This window comes from Roseovarius tolerans (assembly GCF_900109855.1).
GTDB lineage: Bacteria > Pseudomonadota > Alphaproteobacteria > Rhodobacterales > Rhodobacteraceae > Roseovarius > Roseovarius tolerans.
Genome location: NZ_FOBO01000003.1, coordinates 89,484 through 113,993 on the forward strand (window position 1 = coordinate 89,484; position 24,510 = coordinate 113,993).

The 24,510-nt window shown below is 59.1% G+C and carries 28 protein-coding genes; 20 read left to right on the top strand and 8 right to left on the bottom strand.

The window, feature by feature from the left end:
* Positions 1 to 236 precede the first annotated feature (236 nt).
* From BMX04_RS03580 to BMX04_RS03605, 6 genes are all read left to right on the top strand, one after another.
* Entirely contained in the window at positions 237 to 737 is a 501-nt protein-coding gene (locus BMX04_RS03580; protein ID WP_050661356.1) for a type III secretion system chaperone family protein, read from the top strand.
* A gap of 44 nt (positions 738 to 781) precedes the next feature.
* The gene (proC, locus tag BMX04_RS03585; protein ID WP_074785045.1) at positions 782 to 1,597 is read left to right on the top strand and encodes a pyrroline-5-carboxylate reductase; all 816 of its coding nucleotides are present in this window, start codon (positions 782 to 784) and stop codon (positions 1,595 to 1,597) included.
* The gene (locus tag BMX04_RS03590; RefSeq protein ID WP_074785046.1) at positions 1,590 to 1,928 is read left to right on the top strand and encodes a tRNA-binding protein; all 339 of its coding nucleotides are present in this window, start codon (positions 1,590 to 1,592) and stop codon (positions 1,926 to 1,928) included. The genes proC and BMX04_RS03590 overlap by 8 nt, the downstream gene beginning before the upstream one ends.
* On the top strand, positions 1,925 to 2,881 hold the full coding sequence (locus tag BMX04_RS03595; RefSeq protein ID WP_074785047.1) for a 2-hydroxyacid dehydrogenase: 957 nt from the start codon (positions 1,925 to 1,927) through the stop codon (positions 2,879 to 2,881). Before BMX04_RS03590 ends, BMX04_RS03595 begins: the two co-directional genes overlap by 4 nt.
* A gap of 127 nt (positions 2,882 to 3,008) precedes the next feature.
* Positions 3,009 to 4,139, top strand: coding sequence for a beta-ketoacyl-ACP synthase III (locus tag BMX04_RS03600; protein ID WP_074785048.1), 1,131 nt, complete (start codon positions 3,009 to 3,011; stop codon positions 4,137 to 4,139).
* 117 nt (positions 4,140 to 4,256) lie between these two features.
* Entirely contained in the window at positions 4,257 to 4,715 is a 459-nt protein-coding gene (locus BMX04_RS03605; RefSeq protein WP_074785049.1) for a phage regulatory CII family protein, read from the top strand.
* Between the two features lie 6 nt (positions 4,716 to 4,721).
* Here BMX04_RS03605 and BMX04_RS03610 read toward each other — a convergent pair whose 3' ends face one another.
* The 4 genes from BMX04_RS03610 to BMX04_RS03625 all read right to left on the bottom strand — a co-directional run bounded on the left by BMX04_RS03610 (position 4,722) and on the right by BMX04_RS03625 (position 7,973).
* Complete coding sequence (locus BMX04_RS03610) at positions 4,722 to 5,051, bottom strand: DUF1294 domain-containing protein (RefSeq protein WP_074785050.1); 330 nt, start codon at positions 5,049 to 5,051, stop codon at positions 4,722 to 4,724.
* Between the two features lie 51 nt (positions 5,052 to 5,102).
* Positions 5,103 to 5,696: a recombination mediator RecR gene (gene recR / locus BMX04_RS03615; RefSeq protein WP_074785051.1), complete on the bottom strand. Its 594-nt coding sequence runs from the start codon at positions 5,694 to 5,696 to the stop codon at positions 5,103 to 5,105.
* A 68-nt stretch (positions 5,697 to 5,764) separates the two neighbouring features.
* On the bottom strand, positions 5,765 to 6,109 hold the full coding sequence (locus tag BMX04_RS03620; RefSeq protein WP_050661363.1) for a YbaB/EbfC family nucleoid-associated protein: 345 nt from the start codon (positions 6,107 to 6,109) through the stop codon (positions 5,765 to 5,767).
* 100 nt (positions 6,110 to 6,209) lie between these two features.
* Entirely contained in the window at positions 6,210 to 7,973 is a 1,764-nt protein-coding gene (locus BMX04_RS03625) for a DNA polymerase III subunit gamma/tau (RefSeq protein ID WP_074785052.1), read from the bottom strand.
* 147 nt (positions 7,974 to 8,120) lie between these two features.
* Between BMX04_RS03625 and BMX04_RS03630 the strand changes: the two genes are divergently transcribed.
* The gene (locus BMX04_RS03630) at positions 8,121 to 8,603 is read left to right on the top strand and encodes a protein-tyrosine phosphatase family protein (RefSeq protein ID WP_074785053.1); all 483 of its coding nucleotides are present in this window, start codon (positions 8,121 to 8,123) and stop codon (positions 8,601 to 8,603) included.
* Between the two features lie 261 nt (positions 8,604 to 8,864).
* Here the strand turns inward: BMX04_RS03630 and BMX04_RS03635 are convergent, their stop codons facing one another.
* The 3 genes from BMX04_RS03635 to BMX04_RS03645 form a co-directional block, all read right to left on the bottom strand.
* Positions 8,865 to 9,839, bottom strand: a complete 975-nt coding sequence (locus tag BMX04_RS03635) for a M23 family metallopeptidase (RefSeq protein ID WP_074785054.1) — start codon at positions 9,837 to 9,839, stop codon at positions 8,865 to 8,867.
* The gene (locus BMX04_RS03640) at positions 9,836 to 10,675 is read right to left on the bottom strand and encodes a DUF6544 family protein (RefSeq protein ID WP_074785055.1); all 840 of its coding nucleotides are present in this window, start codon (positions 10,673 to 10,675) and stop codon (positions 9,836 to 9,838) included. Before BMX04_RS03640 ends, BMX04_RS03635 begins: the two co-directional genes overlap by 4 nt.
* Before the next feature lie 165 nt (positions 10,676 to 10,840).
* Complete coding sequence (locus BMX04_RS03645) at positions 10,841 to 11,239, bottom strand: DUF2177 family protein (RefSeq protein ID WP_074785056.1); 399 nt, start codon at positions 11,237 to 11,239, stop codon at positions 10,841 to 10,843.
* A 216-nt stretch (positions 11,240 to 11,455) separates the two neighbouring features.
* On the opposite strand from BMX04_RS03645, the gene BMX04_RS03650 reads away from it, so the two are divergent.
* A complete protein-coding gene (locus tag BMX04_RS03650) occupies positions 11,456 to 12,082 on the top strand; it encodes an SOS response-associated peptidase (RefSeq protein WP_074785202.1) in 627 nt (208 codons plus the stop codon).
* Here the strand turns inward: BMX04_RS03650 and BMX04_RS03655 are convergent.
* Positions 12,051 to 12,311, bottom strand: coding sequence for a 3'-5' exonuclease (locus tag BMX04_RS03655; protein WP_338101061.1), 261 nt, complete (start codon positions 12,309 to 12,311; stop codon positions 12,051 to 12,053). The genes BMX04_RS03650 and BMX04_RS03655 overlap by 32 nt on opposite strands.
* Before the next feature lie 516 nt (positions 12,312 to 12,827).
* On the opposite strand from BMX04_RS03655, the gene BMX04_RS19800 reads away from it, so the two are divergent.
* The 12 genes from BMX04_RS19800 to BMX04_RS03715 all read left to right on the top strand — a co-directional run bounded on the left by BMX04_RS19800 (position 12,828) and on the right by BMX04_RS03715 (position 24,304).
* Entirely contained in the window at positions 12,828 to 13,154 is a 327-nt protein-coding gene (locus BMX04_RS19800) for a rhodanese-like domain-containing protein (protein WP_338101063.1), read from the top strand.
* Positions 13,155 to 13,590: 436 nt separating this feature from the next.
* Positions 13,591 to 14,826 (top strand): transporter substrate-binding domain-containing protein, encoded by a 1,236-nt coding sequence (locus BMX04_RS03665; protein ID WP_083398074.1) that lies wholly within the window; start codon positions 13,591 to 13,593, stop codon positions 14,824 to 14,826.
* Between the two features lie 82 nt (positions 14,827 to 14,908).
* Entirely contained in the window at positions 14,909 to 15,778 is an 870-nt protein-coding gene (gene urtB / locus BMX04_RS03670) for an urea ABC transporter permease subunit UrtB (protein WP_074785058.1), read from the top strand.
* Positions 15,779 to 15,788: 10 nt separating this feature from the next.
* Positions 15,789 to 16,901: an urea ABC transporter permease subunit UrtC gene (urtC, locus tag BMX04_RS03675; RefSeq protein ID WP_074785059.1), complete on the top strand. Its 1,113-nt coding sequence runs from the start codon at positions 15,789 to 15,791 to the stop codon at positions 16,899 to 16,901.
* 2 nt (positions 16,902 to 16,903) lie between these two features.
* Complete coding sequence (locus BMX04_RS03680; RefSeq protein ID WP_074785060.1) at positions 16,904 to 17,632, top strand: ABC transporter ATP-binding protein; 729 nt, start codon at positions 16,904 to 16,906, stop codon at positions 17,630 to 17,632.
* Positions 17,633 to 17,634: 2 nt separating this feature from the next.
* The gene (gene urtE / locus BMX04_RS03685) at positions 17,635 to 18,336 is read left to right on the top strand and encodes an urea ABC transporter ATP-binding subunit UrtE (RefSeq protein WP_083398075.1); all 702 of its coding nucleotides are present in this window, start codon (positions 17,635 to 17,637) and stop codon (positions 18,334 to 18,336) included.
* Between the two features lie 45 nt (positions 18,337 to 18,381).
* On the top strand, positions 18,382 to 19,425 hold the full coding sequence (locus BMX04_RS03690) for an aliphatic amidase (protein WP_074785061.1): 1,044 nt from the start codon (positions 18,382 to 18,384) through the stop codon (positions 19,423 to 19,425).
* A 75-nt stretch (positions 19,426 to 19,500) separates the two neighbouring features.
* Positions 19,501 to 20,622, top strand: a complete 1,122-nt coding sequence (locus tag BMX04_RS03695) for an AAA family ATPase (protein WP_074785062.1) — start codon at positions 19,501 to 19,503, stop codon at positions 20,620 to 20,622.
* A gap of 16 nt (positions 20,623 to 20,638) precedes the next feature.
* Entirely contained in the window at positions 20,639 to 21,808 is a 1,170-nt protein-coding gene (locus tag BMX04_RS03700) for a transporter substrate-binding domain-containing protein (protein ID WP_074785063.1), read from the top strand.
* Positions 21,801 to 22,400, top strand: a complete 600-nt coding sequence (locus BMX04_RS03705; RefSeq protein WP_074785205.1) for an ANTAR domain-containing response regulator — start codon at positions 21,801 to 21,803, stop codon at positions 22,398 to 22,400. Before BMX04_RS03700 ends, BMX04_RS03705 begins: the two co-directional genes overlap by 8 nt.
* A 400-nt stretch (positions 22,401 to 22,800) precedes the next feature.
* Positions 22,801 to 23,067 (top strand): hypothetical protein, encoded by a 267-nt coding sequence (locus tag BMX04_RS19000; protein ID WP_139194488.1) that lies wholly within the window; start codon positions 22,801 to 22,803, stop codon positions 23,065 to 23,067.
* Between the two features lie 412 nt (positions 23,068 to 23,479).
* Positions 23,480 to 24,304 carry a cobalamin B12-binding domain-containing protein gene (locus tag BMX04_RS03715; protein WP_074785065.1) on the top strand — a complete coding sequence of 275 codons (825 nt, stop codon included), beginning with the start codon at positions 23,480 to 23,482 and terminating at the stop codon, positions 24,302 to 24,304.
* Positions 24,305 to 24,510 lie beyond the last annotated feature (206 nt).

Consider the following 24,510-nt stretch of genomic DNA (forward strand, 5'->3'; position numbering starts at 1 on the left):
CCCCCGGCCCCCGAACGAGTGGCGCCATGTCGCCTTCTGCAGCTGTCTCTGCTTGAGGCATCCGCGAATTCATCCACAACATATTGCAGGTATCCCCAACAAATTGCTTTACAGGCCGAAAGAATGCCCGCACCATATCTTGTATGGGCGGCGGGAATGGCCCCCGCCCGTAGAGCAGGCACCTAGCATTGGGGGTGCGTAGCCATCCCCCGCGCTACAGCAAATGAGGCGGCGCCATGGCACTTTCCGAAAGCTTCTTTCAAGAAGATCTCCATCCCATTGATATTGTTGAGCATATCGCTGAGCATCACGAGTGGGATTTCGACCGGATCGGCGACGATCAGATCGCCATGGCGGTCGAGGGACAATGGCGCACCTATTCACTGACCCTCGCCTGGTCGCACCATGACGAAACCCTGCGTCTGGTGTGCACCTTCGACATGGAGCCACCCGAGGATAAGCTGCCTGCGCTCTATGAAATTCTCAATGAAATCAACGACCAATGTTGGTCAGGCGCCTTTACATGGTGGGGCGAGCAGAAGCTGATGGTCTATCGCTACGGCCTTGTGATGGCCGGATCGCAGGCCCCCTCGCCCGAGCAGATTGATGTCCTGCTGAGCGCCGCCGTGCTGAGCGCCGAGCGGTATTACCCGGCGTTCCAACTGGCGATCTGGGGCGATCAGACCCCGCAGGAAGCCATGCAAGTCGCCATTGCAGAGGCGTACGGCCGCGCGTAACACTGACCCCCGCGAAACGGTTTAATCAGACGCGGGGGATCACCATGACCATGGATCACGTGGCCGAGAAAGGCCTTGTTTTGTTGGGCTGCGGCAAGATGGGCAGCGCCATGTTGCAGGGCTGGCTGGGGGACGGATTGCCGCCCGCCTCTGTCTGGGTGATCGACCCGAATCCGTCTGACTGGCTGCGCGGCACCGGCGTGCATATCAACGCTGACCTGCCCGCCTTGCCCGCCATCGTGCTGGTCGCGGTCAAGCCGCAGATGATGGGCGACGCCCTGCCGATGATGCGCGACCGGGGCAATGGCGACACGCTTTTCGTCTCGATCGCCGCCGGCACGCCGATTTCCGCGTTTGAGCAGGCGCTTGGGGGGCAGACCCCGATCGTGCGGGCGATGCCCAATACCCCCGCTGCCGTCGGGCGCGGCATCACCGCGATCATCGGCAATGCCCATGCCACGCCTGAGCAACTCGATCTGGCCGACATGCTGTTGCAGGCGGTGGGGCAGGTGGTGCGGCTGGAGGATGAGGGTCAGATGGACGCGGTCACCGGCCTCTCGGGCTCTGGTCCGGCCTATGTCTTTCACATGATCGAATGCATGGCGCGGGCAGGCGAGGCGCAGGGGCTGGCCCCCGATCTTGCGATGCAACTGGCGCAGGCGACGGTGGCGGGGGCCGGGGCGCTGGCTGAGGCGGCGGATGAGACGCCCGCGCAACTGCGCCAGAACGTCACCAGCCCCAAGGGCACCACGCAGGCGGGGCTTGAGGTGCTGATGCACGAGGACACGGGCCTGCCGCCGCTGATGGCGCGCACGGTCAAGGCCGCGGCAGAGCGTTCGCGGGAATTGCGCAATGGCTGAGATCACGTTCGACGACTTCCTGAAGGTCGATATCCGGGTCGGCCGCGTCACCCGCGCCGAACCCTATCCCGAGGCGCGCAAGCCCGCGATCAAGGTCTGGGTGGATTTTGGCCCCGATCTTGGCGAGAAGAAATCGAGCGCGCAGATCACCGCGCATTATGAGCCCGAGGCGCTGATCGGCCAACAGGTTCTGGCAGTCGTCAACTTCCCGCCCCGTCAGATCGGCAAGTTTCTGTCCGAAGTGCTGGTTCTGGGGCTGAGCGATAGCAAGGGCGATATTGTTCTGATACGCCCTGACATGGACGTTCCCATCGGAGAGAGACTGCATTGAAACGGATCCTGATCACCCGACCCATGCCCGCCCGCGTCGCCGAGGCCGCGCGCGCGCATTTCGACGTGGAGATGCGCGACGACAACACGCCGCTGAAGCCCGGACAGATGCGCGGGGCGCTGGCGCTTTACGACGGTATCCTGCCGACGCTTGGCGATATGTTCAGCGCGGATGTTTTCACCGAGGCCGAGGGCAGCCGCTGCCGGATTCTGGCGAATTTCGGGGTGGGCTATAATCATATCGACGCGGATGCTGCGCGGTCTGTGGGCATTGCGGTCACCAACACGCCCGGTGCCGTGACCGATGCGACCGCCGATATCGCCATGACGCTGATCCTGATGAGCGCGCGCCGCGCGGGCGAGGGCGAGCGGCTGGTGCGCGCGGGCAAATGGCCCGGCTGGAACCCGACGCAGATGCTGGGGCTGCATGTCACCGGCAAGACCGTGGGCATCATCGGCATGGGCCGCATCGGGCAGGCCATCGCGCGGCGCTGTCATTTCGGCTTTGGCATGGAGGTGGTCTATTACAACCGCTCGGACAAGCAGATGGAGTTCGAGGCGCGGCAATTGCCACGGATCGAGGACGTGGCGGCCGAGGCGGATATCGTTGTCATCGCGCTGCCCGGCGGGGCCGAGACCAAGCATATCATCAATGCCGAGGTGCTGGCCGCGATGAAGCCGACGGGGCATCTCGTCAATATCGCGCGCGGTGACGTGGTGGACGAGGCGGCCTTGATCGCGGCCCTGAAGGACGGGCGCATCGCGGGGGCGGGGCTTGATGTCTACGAGCGCGAGCCGGAGGTGCCAGACGCGCTCAAGGCGATGGAGAACGTGACACTGCTGCCGCATCTGGGGACCGCCGCGCTGGACGTGCGCGAGGCGATGGGGCTGATGGCGGTGGACAACCTGCGTGCCTTTTTCGACGGAGAAACCCCGCCCAATCAGGTGAACTGAGCCACAGCGGGTGTTTTTGAGTATTTTTGCCAAGAAGAAACTCCGATTGCCCGATTTCGCGCCACGTCGTGCTTGACGGGGGCGGGAGGACGCGTTGATCTGGCCGGAACTTTGAGGAGAACGGATTATGGCTCAGCCCGCGATAACGGGATCGGGTGTGTTCACGCCCGCCGAGGTGATCAGTAACGAGGAACTGGTCGAGGCCTTCAACGCCTATGCCGAGCGGTTCAACGCGGCCCATGCCGACGCCATCGTCGCGGGTGAGGTTAAGGCCAAGGGCCTGTCCTCGCCGGAGTTCATTCACAACGCCTCGGGGATCGAGCGGCGTCATGTGATGGACAAGAGCGGTGTTCTCGATCCGGAGGTGATGCATCCGCGCTTGCGTCAGCGGCGTGATGACGAGCCGGGGATCATGGCGGAAATGGCGCTCGATGCCTGTGGCAAGGCTTTGGCGCAGGCGGGGCGCGACGGGTCGGAGATCGACCTGATCATCTGCGCCGCCTCGAACCACGAGCGGCCCTATCCGGCGATTGCCATCGAGATACAGGAGTTGCTGGGCGCGGGCGGCTTTGCGTTCGACATGAACGTCGCCTGTTCCTCGGCCACCTTCGGCATTCAGTCGGCGGCGGATATGATCCGCGCGGGCAGCGCGCGGCGTGCCATAGTGGTCAATCCCGAGATCTGCTCGGGTCACCTGGAATGGCGCGACCGCGATTGCCATTTCATTTTCGGCGATGTTTGCACCGCCGTGGTGATCGAGCCGGCAGAGGACGCGAAAGGCGCACATTTTCTGATCCATTCGACGCGCTGCGCGACCAAGTTCTCGAACAACATCCGCAACAATAATGGCTTTCTGCGGCGCACGCGCCCGGATGGCGTGGCCGACCGGCGCGACATGCAATTCATGCAGGAGGGACGAAAGGTGTTTAAAGAGGTTCTGCCGATGGTCTCGGCGCATATTCTGGGGCATCTGGAGGGCGAAGGTGTCGAGGCGGATAACCTGCGCCGCCTGTGGCTGCATCAGGCCAACAAGACGATGAACGATTTCATCGGGCGCAAGGTGATGGGGCGTGTGCCCGAGGCGGGCGAGCAGCCAAATATCCTTCAGGATTATGCCAACACGTCGTCGGCTGGATCGATCATCGCGTTTTCGCAGTATTCGGGCGATCTCGAACCCGGCGACAGGGGGCTGATCTGTTCGTTTGGCGCGGGCTATTCGGTGGGCTCGGTGCTGGTGGAACGGGCCGGGCCTGTGTGACGGCCGCCCCCTGCAAGCCTGCGCAATAATTTGCAAATGACATTGCAGGGCAAAGTCAGTAAGGAAAAATCAGGTTCTGGGTGCCCCGGGCGGTTCGGGGAGAATTGGGGGTCGGGTATGTCGACGATGCGAAGCTATCTGAAAAAGCACACCGAGGCGCTCGTGAAGGATGTGGGCATCGAGGCGGCGTGCAAGCTGACCGGGAAATCCAAGGCCACGCTTGGCCGCTATTATTCCGATCACGAGGAACATTCGGATCGTTTCATTCCGGTCGATGCGGTGGCGGCACTGGAAGAGGCGTCCAGCTATCCGCATGTCACCAGTGCCCTTGCCGAGTTGAAGGGTATTCACCTCAGTCTGAGCGCAGAGCGGCGCAACGCCGATGAGAAGGCCAACGTGAACAGCGACGTGATCGCGTTGTCACAGCGTTTCGCGATGCTGATGGCCGAATATCAGCAGAGCATCGAAGATGGCCGTATCACCGTGAACGAGGCCAAGCGCCTGTTGCGCGAGACGACGCAATTGCAGCAGGTTCTGATCGAGATGAAACTGCACCTTCAGGAAGAGGTCACCTGAGCGGTTTCATCCGAAAAGTGCCGCCGAGGCGTCATGCAGCATGGCCACCACCGAGCCGCGGAAGCCTGGCAGCACGAGGGCCGACAAGAACCCCAGATGCAGCACGATGATCGCGTTCAGCGAGGTGCGGAACGGCTCCTTGCGGGTCTTGTGGCGGAACAGGCCCTGCCCTGTCTTGGCACCGAAAGAACCGCCGACGAGGCAAAGTGTGAGCATCGTGCTCTCGGGCACGCGCCAGCGTCTGTGAATCGCGCACTGCTTGTCCCACCAGAACAGGCCAAGCGTGACGAGGTTGAGCCCGAAAAGGTAGACAAGGGCGAGGGTCAGCGGAGACATGGCAATGTTTTCAGGTATTTGAGTGTGTCAGATGCCGCGTGGCGCGGCGGCTCAGAGGCTTTTGCGCGCCGAGAGCGCCGCGCTGATGGTGCCATCGTCGAGATAATCCAACTCGCCGCCAATGGGAACACCCTGCGCGAGAGATGTGAGCGTAACCCTGCCGTCAAGTTGATCGGCGATGTAATGCGCCGTGGTCTGGCCGTCCACCGTGGCATTGAGGGCGAGGATCACCTCGCTGATCTCTTCGGTCACGACCCGTTCCACGAGTTTCGGGATGCGCAGCGTCTCGGGCCCGATCTGATCGAGCGCCGAAAGCGTGCCGCCAAGGACGTGATAGCGCCCCTTGAAGGCCTGCCCGCGCTCCATCGCCCATAGGTCGGCCACGTCTTCGACCACGCAGATCTGGCCGTTGGCGCGTTTTGGCGAGGCGCAGATATCGCAGGTTTCCATCGTGCCGATATTGCCGCAGGCGGCGCATTCGCGCGCGGTGGCGGCGACGGACTGCATGAGATCCGCCAATGGCGTGAGCAGCAGCGCGCGCTTGCGGATCATGTGCAGAACCGCGCGCCGCGCCGATCGGGGCCCAAGCCCCGGCAGGCGCGCCATCATGTCGATCAGGGCGTCTATGTCGCGGGTGCTGTTCAATCGTCACATCCGTGTCGTGGGCTGCCGCGCGTCGCGCGCGTATCTTCGGAAAGATGGGTCGCAGGGTATCAGAACGGCAGTTTCATGTCCTTGGGCAGACCCATGCCTTCGGTCAGCTTGCTCATCTCTTCCTGAGCGCGGTCGCTGGCCTTGGATTGCGCATCTTTGATGGCGGCGAGGATCAGGTCCTCGACCACTTCCTTGTCGTCGGAATTGAAGATCGACGGGTCGATATCGAGGCCCTTCAACTCGCCCTTGGCGGTGCAGGTCGCCTTCACGAGGCCCGCGCCGCTTTCGCCCTCGACCATGATGTTGTGCATCTCTTCCTGAAGATCGGCCATCTTCTGCTGCATTTCCTGCGCTTTTTTCATCATTCCGGCCATATCGCCGATCTGGCCCAAACCCTTGAACATGAAATGATCTCCTCTGGATCGTGGCCCCTTACGGGGCCGGGAAAGATTCTGCCGTCTTTAAGCATATTGGCATGGCAAAGGCGACAGGCAAGCGGCGGGATCAGTCCTCCTCGAAGGGATCCCATTCATCCTCGACCTCGGGCAGGGCCTCAACCCCGGCGTCGGTGGTGATGTCCTCGGCGGTCTTGATCTCCTTGATCGCGGCCTTGGGGAAGGCGTCGAACACCGCGCGCACGAGGGGATGCGCCCGCGCCTCGTCTCTCAGTGCGTCGCTCTCGGCCTCGCGCGTTTCGCGGATCGTGGGCGTCGAGGCGGAATTCACCAGCGTGACGGCCCAGCGGTTGCCGGTCCAGCGTTGCAGCGCGCCGCCCAAACGCTGCGCGAGGTCCTGCGGCGCGTCGGGCGTCGGCGTGAACTCGATCCGCCCGGGGCGGTAGGCGGCGAGGCGCAGGCAGCCCTCGACCTCGATCAGCAGCTTGGCGTCGCGATTGGCGCGGATGAGGTCGAGCACATGCTCGAAGGTGGGATAATGGGCGAGCGCCGCCTCTGTATCCTGCGCAAGAGCCGTGACCGGCCCCGCACCCCTTGCGCTTGGGCCCGAGGGGCCGGAATGGGTGGGGCGGGGCATGGCGCTGCCGTGCGCCGACGTGCTTTGGCCCTGCGCCTGCGGCCTCGCGCCACCGCCGCCCGGCGGCGGCGGGCTGTCCTGCAGGCGGCGCACGAGGTCTTCGGGCGTGGGCAGGTCGGCGACGTGGGTCAGGCGGATGATCGCCATCTCGGCGGCCATCATCGAATTGGGGGCGTCGGCCACCTCGTCGAGGGCCTTCAGGAGCATCTGCCACATGCGGGTCAGGATACGCATCGGCAGGGCTTCGGCCATCTCCTGCCCACGGGTGCGCTCATCCGGGCCGACCGTGGGGTCGTTGGCGGCGTCGGGCGTGATCTTGACCACGGAAATCCAATGGGTGATCTCCGACAGATCGCGCAGCACGGCCAATGGATCGGCCCCTTCGGCATATTGCGCGCCCAGTTCCGAGAGTGCACCTGCCGCGTCGCCCCTCATGATCATGTCGAAGAGATCGAGCACCCGGCCCCGATCGGCCAGCCCCAGCATGGCGCGGACCTGATCGGCCCCGGTTTCGCCCGCGCCATGGCTGATCGCCTGATCCAGAAGCGAGGTCGCATCGCGTGCCGAGCCTTCGGCGGCGCGGGTGATGAGGGCGAGCGCATCGTCGGTGATCTGCGCGCTTTCCTTGTCCGAGATGCGGCGTAGCAGGCTGATCATCACCTCGGGCTCGATCCGGCGCAGGTCGAAGCGCTGGCAGCGCGACAGGACGGTGACCGGCACCTTGCGGATCTCGGTGGTGGCGAAGATGAACTTCACATGCGCGGGCGGCTCTTCCAGCGTTTTCAGGAGCGCGTTGAACGCGCCCGTCGAGAGCATGTGCACCTCGTCGATGATGTAGACCTTGTAGCGCGCCGAGGCGGCCCGATAGTGAACGGAGTCGATGATTTCGCGGATATTGGCGACTCCGGTATTGGAGGCCGCGTCCATCTCCAGCACGTCGACATGGCGGCCCTCCATGATTGCGCGGCAATGCTCGCATTCGCCGCAGGGATCGGTCGTCGGGCCACCCGCGCCGTCAGTGCCGATGCAATTCATCCCCTTGGCGATGATCCGCGCGGTTGTGGTTTTGCCGGTGCCGCGAATGCCGGTCATGATGAAGGCCTGCGCGATGCGGTCGGCCTGAAAGGCGTTCTTGAGCGTGCGCACCATCGCATCCTGCCCGACCAGATCGGCAAAGGTTTCGGGCCGGTATTTGCGGGCCAGAACCTGATAGCCGGTATCGGGGGTGTCGGACATGCGCGGTGCCTTTCGGATTCGGGGGTCTGGGGCAAGGTAAAGCGGGGCAGGCGGGGCGTCCACCTTGCTTTTTGCACGCGGCGTGGCAAAGCTGTGTGCGTTCGAGTTGGGGGTGGTGATGACTGATGCTGTGCAAGAGGTAGAAACGTGACGGGCTTCGTGATCCATGCCCTGCACGTGGGCGGCGGTACGCTGGCGCTTGCGCCGCTGCCCGGTGTTGCGGGGGATTATGCGTGCGACCTCAGCCATATACGTGACTGGAAACCGGCGCTGGTCATCAGCCTGACCGAGGCGGCGGAACGTGCCGTGGCCGGGGCGTCCGGGTTCGGTGCGGACCTACAGGATACCGGCACCCGATGGATTGCCTTTCCGGTGCCGGATTTCGGCGTGCCGAGCCCTGATCAACACATGGATTGGCGTACCGCCAGCCAGGCGGCCCGCGCCGCGCTGCAGGGCGGCGGGCGGGTGCTGATCCAGTGCCGGGGCGGGTGTGGCCGATCCGGGATGGTGGCGTTGCGCCTGATGATCGAAACCGGAGAGGCCCCTGATGCCGCGCTGCGCCGCTTACGGTCGGTGCGGCCGTGCGCCGTCGAGACCGAGGCGCAGATGGCCTGGGCGCTGCGCGACTAATGCTTTGCCGATGTCGGGAAAAGGGTGAGAGGTTGGACAACGACCAGTGTGCATTAAAAACAATAAGTTAGGTGTAGTTTTGTAACCATGTAACCGCATTTGAAATGGGTAAATGACGTTGCGTCAATATGACTGCGTCTGCCATCAGAACACATCCACTTCTATCGTATCAGCGATGCTTGTAGAATTACTAGATGCCCCGTCATCGTCTGCCAATGTGTGGACGCTTCATAGACCCCAATCCGGGGTGTCCCTCGGCTTTTACCTTAATGGATTGACCGGATGCCCCGAAAGATGATCGCCACGCACGAGGAAACGGCCCTCGATGCGTAGGGCCAGCGGCTCGCCCGAGATCGGCGGCGCACCAAGGGCTGCGGGACGCTGCGCGTGGATATGCAGATGCGGCTCGGTCGAGGCACCGGAGTTACCAACCTGCCCAAGCAGGTCCCCGACCCTGACCTGATCGCCAGATGCCACGGTCACGCTACTCTGTCGCATATGGGCCAATACGATCTCGGCCTCGCCGCAGCGCAGGATAACGTGGTTGCCAAGACGGTTGACCTGATCGCTATTTGGCACCTCGAAATCCGGCATGTCCCCTTCCTTAGCGACCACCCTACCGGCGCAGGGAGCGCGCAGTTCCGCTCCGAAGATGGCATAGGCGGCAGGATCGGCAGGCTGCCAGCCCTGCCCGCGCAGCCCCCAAGCTCCTAGACCGAAGAAATCCACCGCATAGGACTGGCCACGCCACGGACGAAACCGCGCAACGCTTCGATCAAGTGTCGCAATGTGCACGTTGACGATCCGGTTCGAGCCCCCGTTACCCACGAGATAGTGACCGGGTCCGAACGGATTGCCGATATCGACGATCTCGACCTCTGGCAGGCTGCGACCCATCACTGCGCGTGCGCCATACCAGCCGCCGACGCACAAAAGCACGACCGACAGCACTATCCCGGTCCATCCGGCCAGCCCATTCGGCACCCTGGGTGGCGCAGCCCTGCCCTTGCGCACCAGTCCAGCCAGCAAGGCGAGCAGCCACAGCCCGCCATAGACCCAAGGCAACCACCAGACCGGAACGGCCCATTGCGCGACCCGGGCCAGCGCGAACAGGAAAGCACCGGTGCCCACCGCCTGAAGCCCGAATCTGGACCAAGTGCTACCCGGAAGAAATGCTACCCACGCGATCAAAGCGAGCGGCAACGCTATCTGAAGTGACAGGATCATCACCGTCATGGCACACCCCTCGGCAAGCGAATCTCGGTGACATCCGCGATGAAGAATGGGAAATAGTCGTCCGTGCCGAACATGTTGCCCGCCTCGACATGGAACGCCAGCCGATACCCCTCGACCTCGCGAAAGTCCGACAGGTTCGCACCGAATGGCTGAAAGCGGTGGATGCGGTCCGGGTTCGCGTCACTCCAGCGCTGGAAGGAAACGACACCCGGTCGGCCCTCATGGTCCAGCGTCACATCGACCGCTTGGCTCAACGCGTCACGGCGCACGGTCACGCGCGCGGTGCTGTCATCCACCGTTTCCCAGGAAACGCCCGGACCCGGCAGGAGTGCGGCCGGTGACCAGATCACGGCCTCGGCGACATAGCGCCCAAAGGCCGAGCGCCTGTGGTCAGCATTATCCCCCAATCGCCCGACGGGGATCAGCCCGAAAATGCGAAACCGTGTCCAGAATGCGGAATCTGACCCCGACACCGGCATCCCCTTGCGCGTCCGCATCGCCCAGACGAATCCCTCCGGCACGGACAGGATCTGGCGCGCCGCCATCGGTCGATAGGCAGGGGCCTGCTTGCTGCCAAGGCTGAATTTCCCCGTCATGTCGATTTCAGACACGGGCAACAGCGGGGTGCCGGGCTGTATCACGAACATGAAATAGCGGCGCGCAGGTTCAGGCAAGTCCGCGACCATCTCAGGATCGAACCGCGCCGGATCGGCGGGCTGCAACGCCGCCAGCCGCTGCCATTCGGCGCGATCGGCCCGCCGATCATAGACAAGAAGCAGCGCTAAAGTCGAAATGCACACCAGCAGCATGGTGCAAATTACGATCAAGATCGTCATTCTGTGCGCTCCTATAGACCAGCTTGGATCATGACCACAAATGACGCTTTGGCACGTTGACCTCCGTCAAAACCCGAAATCACGCACCCCGACGCGAGATGATGCAGGAGTAGGCGAGGTTCGTCACCGGACGCGGCGCAGTCACTTGACGGGCGTGTGGTCCGTTCAGCCGATTGCCCGGGCGCTCACAACTCCGGCCCAGGCAGATACGCCAGTGAGTGTCGCGCCCCAGGCCATGTCGGCGACCACCATCGAGGGATGCCAGTCGCGCATAACCGTCCAGCTGGTCAGCACGTAGGTGCCGTAGGCGACAAAGCCCAAGATCGCGCCATTGACGAGCGCGGTGACGGGCGTGCCATCGCGCAGCGCCGGCCAGCCCGCGAACCAGACCACGCCCACCATGTAGATGAGATAGAACAGCACGGCCGGGAGGGGCCGTATGCCCTCGCGAAGCGTATCGCCCAGGTGCTGAGCGAAGAGCGGCTGCATGACGGTCGAGAGCATGATGGCGTCGGCGATCAGGAAGATCACGCCGGTGACCAGGGCGAGGACGAGAAGGGACATTCGTTTCTCCTTTGCAGGGCTGGATATAGGCCGTCGAGGCGGCCCGTCTACGAAGGGAGATGGCGGCAGATCAGTATGGCGTCTTGCACCTGCGGACCTGCCGAGCACAAAGGCCGCGCTATTAGGATTGCGTGGACCGTGCACAGGCAGAGAAAGCACTGCTGTTCAAAGAGCACGAGCTTGTAGAATCACTAGATGCCCCGTCATCTTTCATTCATGTGTGGACGCTTCATAGACCCCAACCTGCGCGGCACCGAGTTCGAGTTCGCCGATCTCAAGATCACGCCCTTCCCGCGACGGTTCAACATCAAGCCGACGCAGGAGGTCTATGTGCTCCTGGGACAGGAGCTGACCTGCGCCCGATGGGGCCTGATCCCGAGCTGGCACAAGGGTGATCTCAAGGACTGGCGCGCGAGCACGATCAACGCGCGGATCGAGGAGGCCGCGACCAAGCCCAGCTTTCGCGGCGCGTGGCGCTATGGCCGCTGCCTGATCCTGGCGGGTGGCTATTACGAGTGGACCGGAAGCAAGAGCCCAAAGCAGCCGCATTTCTTCGCCAGCGCCGGCAACGAGGAGACGCTGTGGTTCGCGGGCCTGCTGTCGGTCTGGAACGACCTGCGCACCTGCGCGATCCTGACGCGCGCGGCGAATGACACCGTCACGCCGATCCATGACCGCATGCCGGTGATCCTCGTCAGCGCAGAGCGCGACGACTGGCTGACCGGGAGCGACCGGACCGACCTCGGTGCAAGCTATCAAGTCAAGCACCATCCGGTCGTGCGGTTTGGCATCCAGGATGAAGGAGAGGCGCTCATCGAGCCAATAAGTGGGCTTTCAATTTGAAAACGTCTTCCAGGAATTCTGATACAGGTTTCACCCCGGACATCCAAAGGTGATCCCGGGCACGAGATGCAGCGACATAGAGCAGGTGTCGTTCGGTATTCATGATCTCGTCGAGCCTCGCCTCGTTATTCGCGGACATCAGGCGCTCCTCGAGCGGGACGATATCCTGATCGAGTGCCAGCACTGCGACAGCACGGTATTCAGCCCCCTTGGCTTCGTGCATGGGCATCACCCGGACGGGCAGAAGCGGCGCGATTTCGGCAACGAGGTCGGAGGTGCGAACAAGGCAGATGACGTCGTCACTCGGAACACCGGCTTGCGCGAGGTTTTCTGTCTGACGCCAGAGCGTGTTTTGCTCAAACCTAGGTCGGCGTCGTGGCGTGCGTCAGAGGTTGTCGTGACCAACAAGCATGACTCGGTCGGAGAGGTTCTTTGCGGGATCCTTTCGGCGCGCTTTGATTTGCACAGACTGGAGGACAAAATGAATACATTTGCCACGGCTTTCGCAACCGCACTCATCGCCGGATCAGCGCAGGCCGACCCTACAGTTGGCATAACGAAATCGATGCCCCAAGTGACAGTGCAGACCGAAAATGGTCCGCAGGTGATCAATCGCGTTCAGGATCCGTCGCACGAGATCACGGACGAGTGGGCGCGCACGTCACGGCCGTGCCCGGAATTCTGCATCCAGCCGATGAGTCCAGCTCCGGGCGTGTCGACGATTGGGGAGCTTGAGCTTCTGGAGATGTTGCAAGACCCAGAGTCAGTGGTCGTGGACAGCCGGACGCCCGACTGGTTTCAGGGTGGCACAATCCCCGGCGCCATCAACATCCCCTATACATATGTCGTCGATGAGCTCGGTCTGCTCGGGTGTGAGCCAGATTTCGACGGCTGGGATTGTGCGGAGGCCAAGCGGGTCGCGCTTTTCTGCAACGGGATCTGGTGCGGCCAGTCGCCGACGGCGATCCGCAACATGATCGACGCCGGTTACCCGGCTGAGCAGATCTCATACTACCGCGGCGGCATGCAGGTCTGGCGTCTACTTGGTCTGACGGTGACGGGTGGAAGTTAAAAATAAATGTGGCGGTGGTTGCACGGCGTGATGCGTAGGGCGCAATTACAGGGGAGGGGCAGCACTATAGCCATTCGTTGCCCGCCTCGCACATCAAGCGTCAGACCTTGATGCTCTCGGAAGTCTCTACAGAAGACGCCAAGCCAGGGCGGTCTCCTTAACCTCCAGTCGCATAACATTACTTTCCAGAAGTCGTGATCGATTCCACACCAAGCCCGAAGATTCAACGAGTTTTAACCGTAAGTCACTCAAATTAAATAAATAAATAATCTTGCAAAAAAATCCCTTCTGGATAACGATTATTTCAGGCTCAAATGCGAGTCTAAAAATCAAATGAGCAAAGAGGCTCTTCGACTGCGGTTTTCAACCGCGTTGAAGGGCCTTTTTTTATTGCCGAATGAAACGGCGGCTCGGATCCAACAGAGGAGAAGTAAGAATGAAACGTCGCGATTTTCTGAGAGGCGTCGGCGCAGTTGGGACAGCCAGCGCGCTGTCGGCTCCGGCCTTCCTGACGACGGTGAGCCGCGCTGCTGCGCAGGGCACTGACATTCCCGTGGGCTTGCTGTTTTCACTGACTGGGGCCGTGGCCGTGGTCGAGAGCACACTGCATGACGCGGCGTTGATGGCGATTGAGGAGATCAATGCGGCAGGTGGCGTGCATGGTCGTCAATTGCGCCCGATCATTGAAGATCCCGCTTCTGATCCTGCGACCTATGCTGACCGAGCCCGTCGCCTGATGATCCGTGACAAATGCGTGAGCGTATTCGGCTCCTATACGTCAGCCAGCCGCCAGGCCGTGTTGCCGGTCACAGAGCAGCGCAAGAACCTCTACTGGTATCCAACGCTCTACGAAGGTCGCGAGTGCTCTCTTAACGTGATGTATGGCGGTGCTGTGCCGAACCAGCAGCAGGATGAATTGATTCCGTGGGCCATCGAGAATTTCGGGCCGCGCTTCTATATGATCGGCAACAACTACGTGTATCCGAAAGAGGAGAACAACTACTGTAAGACGCTGCTGGAGAAGCACGGGGGCGAAGTGGTGCACGAAGAATATGTGCCCTTGGGCCACTCCGACTTCAGCTCGGTCATCAACCGTATCCGAGCCGAAGAACCGGACGTCATCTTTGCAACAGTGGTTGGAGACTCCGACGTCGCTTTTGCGCGGCAGTATCATGCAGCAGAGCTTGATCCCGCGAAGATGCCGGTTATCAGCCTCACACGCTCGGAAGTCGAAGTGAAGGCTATAGGCGGCGAAGCTGCGGCCGGGCACTTCTCATCTGCTCCCTACTTCATGGGCACCCAGACGCCGGAAAACGAGCGTTTCGTCGAGTCCTACAAATCTCGCTATGGCGCAGATCAGGTCACCCATTTCGTCAGCGAAGCAGCTTACTTTCAGGTGTATCAGTTCAAAGCAGCCCTGGAGAAGCTTGATCCGGCAAATATCACGCCAGAAACGATCCGCGACGCCGCAGTGGGGCTGACATTGAACGCGCCGCAAGGTGAAGTTCTCATCGATGAAAACTTGCACACTCACCTCTGGCCGAAGATTGGTCAGTGGCAGGCAAACGGTCAGGCCGAGGTAATGCTGGAATCGCAGAATCGCGTCGCTCCCTTGCCCTACGCTGCCTACGAGGGACAGCGTTGCACTGGCGAAGGCCTGGTGCAGGGCTGACGCCCCGACACGCAAACTCCGACAGAAGCAATCTACTGCCCGGCTCCACCATTGGAGCCGGGTCAACGGGAAGGGTGTCTCAATGGACGTCATATTGAACCAGATATTCGCCGGGCTCAGCATGGCTTCAATCCTGCTGATGATCGCCTTGGGCTTGGCCATAATTTATGGTGCGATGGGTGTCATCAATCTCGCGCATGGTGAGTTCGTAATGCTTGGAGCCTATGCGGCATGGGCGCTACAGACCTATGCAGGGTTCAGCATCATCGTCGCTCTCCCCTTTGTATTCCTCGCCGTTGCTTCAGTTGGCTGGATCATTGAGAGGGTCATTGTTCAGCGGCTCTATCATCGTCCTCTCGACACGATTCTCGCGACATGGGGAATTGGTATTGTCTTGCAGCAGTTGGTGAGACTCTTCGTCGGAGCGGAGTCACGTTTCGTGAAAGGGCCGGAAATCCTCAGTGGCAACATTGAGATTGGTGGACTGATCATGTCCAACTACCGCATTTTTGTGATCGTGTTCTCCTTGGCTATTTTGGCGGCATCCTGGGCACTCATGACGCGAACCGAATTTGGCATGAAACTCCGCGCCGTGATCCAAAATCGTCAGATATCGGAGTGCTATGGCATTGAGGCCAAACACATATACTCGATCACGTTCGCTTATGGAGCTGGGCTTGCTGGCATCGCAGGGGCGCTGATCACACCACTCTTCAGCACCATTCCGACAATGGGGACAGGGCTTGTGGTTGACGCATTCCTTGTTGTGATCGTCGGTGGGTTGGGAAGCCTGCTTGGTGCTGCCACTGCCTCCGTGCTCATCGGCGAAGCAACTGCACTTTTCTCGATGCTGCTCAACGATACGCTTGGTCGGATCGCCGTGCTGGCTGGAATTATCGTGCTTATCCGGTTCCGCCCAAAGGGCCTATTTCCGTCCAACACCCGCCGCTGAGGAGAGCAAAATGACAACGAAACTATTCTACGACCTGTTTGCACTCGCAGTCTTTGCAGTGGTTATCGTAGTCGGGGTCCCATTCCTAATGGGGTTCGACGGGTTCGAGTTGAACACCTTTGCGCGCTATCTCGCGCTCGGCATAGTGTCACTCGCGCTAGCGCTCTCGTGGGGAAGCGCCGGGCTGCTCAACCTCGGCCAGGCTGCGACTTTCGGCATGGGCTCTTACGCGATGGCCATGCATCTCAAGCTCAAGGCGAGCGGCGACGCTCTGCCTGACTTCATGGGATGGAACAATGTCCCAGAACTGCCACTTATTTGGATTCCTTTTCACTCACTCGGCTTCACCCTGTTGGCCGGGCTACTGGTGCCGGCATTCGTGGGCGGACTGATCGCTATGTTCATGTTTCGCGCACGGATTGCCGGCGTCTTTGTCGCGATCATCACACTTGCATTCCTGGTAGCGTTCCAACTGGTTGTAATTGAACAACAGGGTATTACAGGAGGTCAGAATGGTCTGACCGGGCTCGCCCCGCTGAGCTTGCTTGGCTGGAGCGTCGACACCTATGACGTGAGCTTCTACTACCTTGTCGCAGGCTGCCTGATGGCGGCAATCACAGTCGGACTCTACCTAACGCACAGCAAGTTCGGACTGATCTTGCGCGCAATACGCGAGGACGCAGACCGCACCCGGTTTTTTGGCTACAATGTGGCCAATTACCAAACCGTTATTTTCTGTATCTCAGCAGCACTGGCTGGCTGGGCAGGCATGCTTTACACACTCGTTCTCGAGTTCGCATCCCCAACCTACATGAGTGTGTCGTTCAGCCTCGCCATCGTGATCTGGTGCGCGGTTGGCGGGCGGGATTCCGTGATTGCAGCTGCCATTGGCGCAATCATCGTGAATCTTCTCGAGGGGCGCCTTTCGGACGTCTTCGTAGAAGGCTGGAACCTTATGCTCGGCGTCATCTTCGTTCTTGTGGTGATGTTCATTCCACGCGGGTTGCACGGATTGATCGGCGACTTGTGGAAGGCACTGAATAACCAATCCCACAAACAGCGCGCCAATGAAGCTGAGCCAAAATTGCAGCCACAACCGGTTAAATCCGGTCAGGAGAAATAATCATGGCCCAGCTTCAGGTAACCGATCTGCATGTCGATTTCGGAGGGCTTCGCGCCGTTGATGGGCTTTCCTTCAACGTGAACGAAGGCGAAATACTCTGTCTCCTTGGCCCGAATGGAGCAGGCAAATCGACTACTCTCGACCTCATCTGTGGGAAGACTCAGCCCACAAGCGGATCGATCCGGTTCGAAGGCACTGATATTTCTCAGTTGCTTGAATTCCGGCGGGCGCGCTTGGGTATCGGGCGCAAATTTCAGGTGCCATCTGTCTACAAAGAGCTGACCGTAGCCGAGAACCTCTCAGTCGCTCGCTCACGCAGTCCTGGAATTTGGCACGCGCTTACCCGCTTCTCATTATCCGACGGCCGCGTGGCAGCGCCGATCCTGGAGCGTGTTGGCCTGGAAGCCAGGGCAAGCGAGATCGCGGGCAATCTCTCGCACGGGGAAACTCAATGGCTCGAGATCGCCATGCTGATCGCTCAGGACAGCCGCTTGATCCTGATGGATGAACCAACGGCCGGTATGACCATTCAGGAAACCGCACGCACTGCCGAGATATTTCGATCGCTCAGCACCAGCCACACCCTCATCGTAGTGGAGCATGACATGTCCTTTGTTCGCACCGTCGCGGACAGAATCGTCGTGATGAACCGCGGTGCCATGCTGGCTGAGGGCACGATCGAAGAGATCGAGACGAACGACGACGTTAAGACTGCATATTTGGGGCATTGATCATGGAAACCATGCGAGCAAAGGATCTATTTTCGTTCTATGGCAAGAGCCCGGTGATACAGGGTGTCACCTTTGATCTGGCACCTGGCGAGTTTCTCGCCATCCTGGGACGCAATGGTGTCGGCAAGACCACTCTGCTGAAATCTCTCATGGGGCTCACCGACCGCTGTGACGGAGGGCTTGTCTTCGGCGAGAATGAATTGCTTGGTCTGAGCACATCGCAGCGTGCGCAACTCGGCATTGCCTACATTCCGCAGGGCCGTGAGATCATTCCTGACTTCACGGTCCGTGAGAATATTCTGATGGGCACCTTCGCCCGCCCTGACGGTGGGCGCGAAATCCCCGACTATCTCTTCGAAATGTTTCCGATCTTGGACGAGTTCATCGGCCGAAAAGGCGGGGACTTGTCCGGAGGACAGCAACAGCAACTGGCTATCGCAAGGGCGCTTGCGATGGATCCTAAGATTCTGATCCTCGACGAGCCGACCGAAGGCATTCAGCCCAACATCGTCAAGCAAATCGAAGAGGCGATCATTCGGCTGAACAAGGAGCGAGGCCTCGGCATCATTCTCGTGGAACAAAACGTGCCATTCGCAAGACGCGCTTCAGACCGTTTCCTGGTGCTCGACAAGGGCCGTGTAGTCCTGAGCGGGCACAGCACCGATCTCACCGACTCCGTCGTGGAGAAGCACCTGACCTTCTGACGGTCAGGCAATCAGCACCGCAGTAACTCAAGAAAAGGATAAGACATGAGACATGGTGACATCTCAAGCAGCGACAACACCGTCGGCGTTGCAGTCGTCAACTACAAGATGCCCCGGATGCATACCAAGGCGGAGGTTCTAGACAACGCACAGAACATCGCCGACATGATCATCGGCATGAAGAAAGGCCTTCCCGGGATGGATCTGGTAGTCTTCCCGGAATACAGCACTCAGGGGATCATGTATGATCCCGACGAGATGATGGAGACCGCGGCCACGATACCTGGTGAAGAGACCGAAATTTTTGCCGCCGCCTGCCGCAAGGCGAACACCTGGGGCGTTTTCTCGATCACCGGCGAACGCCACGAAGAGCACCCAAAGAAGACACCTTACAACACGCTCATCCTTATGAACAACAAGGGTGAGATCGTGCAGAAGTATCGCAAGGTTCTGCCGTGGAATCCGATCGAGGGCTGGTATCCGGGCGATCAGACCTACGTCTGTGAAGGCCCAAAGGGCCTCAAGGTCAGCTTGATAATCTGTGACGACGGCAATTATCCGGAGATCTGGCGCGACTGCGCCATGAAGGGTGCCGAACTGATCGTGCGCTGCCAAGGCTACATGTATCCTGCAAAAGAACAGCAGGTGGTCATGGCAAAGGCGATGGCCTGGGCGAACAATAGCTACGTCGCTGTCTCAAATGCCGCAGGTTTTGACGGGGTCTATTCTTACTTCGGACATTCAGCGATCATCGGCTTTGATGGGCGGACGCTGGGTGAATGCGGCGAAGAGGACATGGGCATCCAATATGCACAGCTTTCGATCCCCGAGATCCGCGACGCCCGTGCCAACGATCAATCCCAGAACCACCTCTTCAAGCTTCTGCACCGCGGCTATACCGGTATTCATGCCTCGGGCGATGGTGACAAGGGTGTGGCCGAATGTCCGTTCGAATTCTATCGCAACTGGGTGAACGACGCGGAAAAGACACGGGAGCATGTCGAGTCCTTTACCCGTTCGACCGTCGGCGTGGCCTGCTGCCCGGTCGGCGGCTTGCCCACTGGTGCAAAAGAAAAAGAAGCGAAGTGATCTCGCTCAATCTCCCGCTTTGGAACGGCGCCAAGCTGCGCCGTTCCAGATCTTCCCCGGAATGGTGGACTTATAATGCCGTTTTTGACTGATCGACTGCATGATAGTGCACGTCAGGAAAAACTGACCTCGGCTTTGGCCGATGAAAATGCACGCATGACTGTGGCGAATACCACAAAGCAGCCCGAGACAGGGTTGCAATCTCGTTTTTCGTTCGACCTCCAGATGGTCGAAGCTGAATTGCGTGCGGCTATCATCGGACAGGATGAAAGTATCAACGAGTTGCTCGATATCCTCAAAGTCGTTCGAGCCGATATTGGCGACCCACGCAAGCCTCTGGCTACGGTTTTGTTCTGCGGTCCAACGGGAGTGGGCAAAACTGAAACGGTGCGAACGCTTGCGCGTGCACTCTACGGCGATGCAGACGCTTTCTGTCGCATTGACATGAACACATTGTCCCAAGAGCATTATGCGGCTGCTCTTACAGGGGCGCCTCCCGGATATGTCGGCTCCAAAGAAGGCACCACGATCCTTGATCAAGAGAAGATCGAAGGCACACGCAACCTTCCGGGGCTTGTGCTGTTTGACGAGTTGGAGAAGGCCAGCGACGAGGTCGTTCTGGCGCTCATGAATGTGTTTGACAATGGCTTGCTGACTGTCGCTTCAGGAGAAAAAACCTACTCGTTCCGCAATGCCCTGGTATTCATGTCCTCTAACCTCGGCGCGCGCGAATTGATGGACATTGATGAGCAACGTAGCCGCCTGTGGCATCGTTTCCTCTCAGCCCGCAAGAGCCGTCGGTCACAGGCCCACGACATAGTCATGAAATGCCTTCTTGAAAGATTTCCGCCGGAATTGGTCAATCGAATCGACCATGTCGATACGTTCAATTGGATATCCCGCGACAAGGTTCCTGCACTCGTAGATGTCGAGTTGACGCGGCTCAATCGGCGCCTTCGCAAACACGACCTTTCACTGGACATCACTACAACCCTGAGGGATTTTCTTTCATCCGAAGGATATGATAAGCAGTTCGGAGCGCGGGGCTTAAGACGGGCGATACGGCGGCATCTCGAATTTCCCTTGGCCGGTTTTCTACTGAACGGGCCTTCCCCTACAGCTGTTGGACCGGACCAGCATGTGATCCAAATTCTTGCGGACCGAAAAGATGGAACGGTCCAGTTTCAATATTCCTGAATAAAGGTGCCTCTTCGTGACAAGAACCGAAAGCTGGAAGATCGGACTGCTCTTTTCGACATCAGGTGTGACCTCGATAATCGAGCAGTCGCAACTCAATGGTGCGTTACTGGCCATCGATCAGATCAACGCAAAGGGTGGAATTCGCGGGCTTCCGCTAGAGGCGGTCAGCTACGATCCTGGCTCCATCGTTCCTCGCTACGGTGAATTGGCCGAGCGCTTGATCGTGGAAGATAAGGTGAGTGTCATCTTTGGCTGCTACATGTCGTCTTCACGCAAAGAGGTTTTGCCCGTGGTCGAGCGGCGCAATGCCCTTTTCTTCTATCCGACCCTTTATGAGGGCTTTGAATATTCTCCGAACGTCATCTACGGTGGGGCTTGCCCTAACCAGAACAGTGTGCCGCTTGCTAACTACCTGATGAGCGCCTTTGGCCATCGCATATTCTTCGTAGGCTCCAACTACATCTATCCCTATGAATCCAATCGAGTAATGCGAAACGTTCTTCGGCAAGGTGGCGGTGAAGTGGTTGGCGAACGCTATTTTGATCTCACTACCTGCGCAGAAGATTTCACTGATGTAGTCAAGGAAATCATGGAGGTTCGGCCCGACGCGATCTTTTCCACAATCGTGGGGCAATCATGCATTGAGTTTTATCGCGCCTACCATGCAGCGGGAGGTGACGGACGTATCTGCCCCATAGCCAGCCTCACAACGAACGAAGGTGAGATTAGCGCAATCGGGGCAGATGCAGCTGTTGGCCACATAACCGCAGCACCTTATTTCCGATCGATCAACTCCGTGGCGAACCGGCGCTTTCTCAAGGCCTATGAACAAAAATTTGGTTCTACAATTGATGTTACAAGCTGCTGCGAAGCTGCTTATAGTCAAGTGCATCTGTTTGCGGCAGCCTTGGAGGAGACTGGTGAAATGGACACAGATTGCTTGCGCGAGGCCCTGTTGGGCGAGGCGTTTGATGCGCCCCAGGGCCAGATCAAGATCGACCCGGAAAACAATCACACATATCTTCAGTCGCGCATCGCAATGGTCAATGGCGAAGGCGAGTTCGTAATAGACCTCAAAGTCCGTCGCGCGATCAAACCAGACCCCTACCTCGTCTATCCGGCGATCCATGACTGGAGTTTCCGCACTCAAAAAGTTTCCGGGGGTGGCGGTCACCATGCATGACCTGATCCGCGACCTACGCGATCAGAATGTTCTGCTGATCCATCCGCGTGATCGGAGTGCAGACGAACTTCTGCAACAAGTGAATCGGATCGGATGTAGTTTCGATCACATGTGGCCGGTGCCACACGCTTTACCAGATAAGTTCGACATGGTCTTTGTCGATGTTACCGATCAGTCCGCCAGTAAGTTGAAGAGCTTTTTCGACAAACGCGAGAAGCGTGCAACAATCATTACAATCATCGGATATGAAAATCCTTCGGTCTTGGACATCATTCTTGAGATCGGAGCACATGCCGTGTTGACGAAACCAGTCCGCGCAGCGGGTGTCTTGAGCAGTATGCTCATGGCGCGGCGATTTCAGTCCGAGCAAGAAAGGTTTTCCAAGGACCTCACCAAGCTACGGGAAAAGCTCGAGAATGTGCAAAAGGTCAATGATGCAAAATTCATTCTGATGCGCCATCGCGGAATTACCGAACGCGAAGCATATCATCTAATCCGCAAACAAGCTATGGCCAAGCGGACCACAACAACAGAAATTGCACAATCAATTATCAATGCTGAGAGCATTCTCAGCAATATGGGCGATAGCTAAAAGGCTATTCTATCGCGTCTAAACACCTACGAACTGTTTTTCGAACACCGGAGGCACCATGGCCTTTCGAAATCGCGTCGCACCCACAGGCGCACTTCACGCAGCCTCATCCAGAGGAACCCTAATGGGTAACCGGGGTATCATTCATGATGACCAGGGTAACATCCTCCGGACCCATGCACATCAGAATTGGGTAACATGTGCGCTTAACTATAAGGGGCGCAAACAGGTCGTAATGACCCCCGGACGCTATACTCGGCTGTTCTTTCTCGATGAGGCGACCGCGCTTAGTGCTGGGCATCGCCCCTGCGCGACGTGTCGGAGGGACCGCTACAGATCATTCGTTGACGCCTGGTGTCAGGTCCATGGATGCCCTGCAGGCAATCGCTCCGTGCCGCAGTTGATCGATAAGATTCTGCATGCAGCACGCATTTCTCGAAATGGTGCAAAGGTTACATTTCAAGCCAAGCCTGCGGAGCTTCCGGATGGCACGATGTTTGTCGGCGATGAGGCTCCGATTCTGCGGTGGAACGGCTACTTCCTGAGATGGAGTTTCTCCGGTTATCGAGTTGCTGAAGTAAATGAATCGAGAGAGGTTAGTGTCCTGACACCAAAACCCGTGGTTGATCTCTTCTCAGTCGGCTGGACCCCAGAGGTGCAATTATAAAGGTCATGGTCTGGATAGCAGGGCAAATCCCTACCGAGGCAATCTTCACATACCGCGCTAGGAATTAGCATATCATGTCCGCGAATGACGCTATGCTCGTTATGAGCAGGAGAGCCGGATATCTATACATGCATCGACGAGCAGAATGCAGGTCGGGCGGGAAGCGGAACTTCGCTGCAGATACGCGAGATCCAATATGGGCCTTGAGCGATAGCGGGCGAGCCCGAACCGGAAGGTCCCCGCCGAGCTACCGCATGACCGCTTAGAGCCCAATCCCGTCATTGCACCAAAGCGCAGCATCTGACGTGAAGCACGGAAAGCCGACATCCATGCGAAGTTCTTCTCACGTCAACATGAGCCTATTGAACGAATCGCAGGCTACGCTAAGCTCAACTCCCGGGGGGAATATTAAATGGGCAAACCGCAGGCTGCATTCGACGCAGAAGTGTTCTCACGGACGACGTCTCTCTTTGCATCAAAGCGTGATACCTTTCCTCCCGATGCGGTCGAGGCGCTTGCCGACGACATCGCAAGACGTCTTGTCTCAGCCAATTTACTTGGTCCGGCATTCGACATTCCTGTTATACCTGAGGAGGACATTTCCGCCTTTTGCGACGCGCTAATCCAGCCCGATCCTCAAGTCTCCCTGCACTTCATTGAAAACCGCCGTGCCGAGGGCCTGACCCGGCAAGGCGTTTATCTAAGCTATATCACTGCCGCAGCGCGTTACCTGGGAGAAGGGTGGGAGGAGGACAGGTTATCCTTACTGCAAGTGACATACGGAACCGGTCACCTTTACGCCCTGATGCGAGCCTTGAGGGCCGAAAGTCATTCAGTGCAGCACCATGCATTGGACAATCGCCGTTACGCCCTGTTTGCGACCGTTCCGGGTGAGGATCACGGCATAGGGATCACCGTCGCCGCGGATATGTTCCGAGACGTTGGCTGGGAGATTGACCTTCAGACTTGCACCGATCACGAAGCACTCATCGCGCATGTCGAGAATACCCGGCCGCATTTCATCGGCCTCTCACTGAGCACTGAACAAAGGCTGGAAGCGCTGGTGCGGCTGGTCGTGGGGATGCGCATCATCATGCCTGAAGCAATCATCGGCGTCGCACCGGCTTCGAAGGTCGACCCAAAACGCCTGACGGACCTTGTGGACATCGACCTCGTGTTCGAGGATGCACCTTCTGCGTGCCGCACATTGGATCGTCTGATCCGTCTTCGTGGCTGAGCTGTGCGATTAGGTTGCCGGGCGAATTGATCGACTGCAGCGAATGTCCGGTATGGCGGGCTGAACAGCAGCGCTGCGGATTGGGCTCCAAGGTCGGCTAAGTCCCGCAGACCGGACAGTGGCTAAGTCGTTGGCGAAGGTCTGATCTAGTTGAGACAACGGTCAAGTCTCGACCATTCTTGTCACCGTCGATAACCACGTTAATG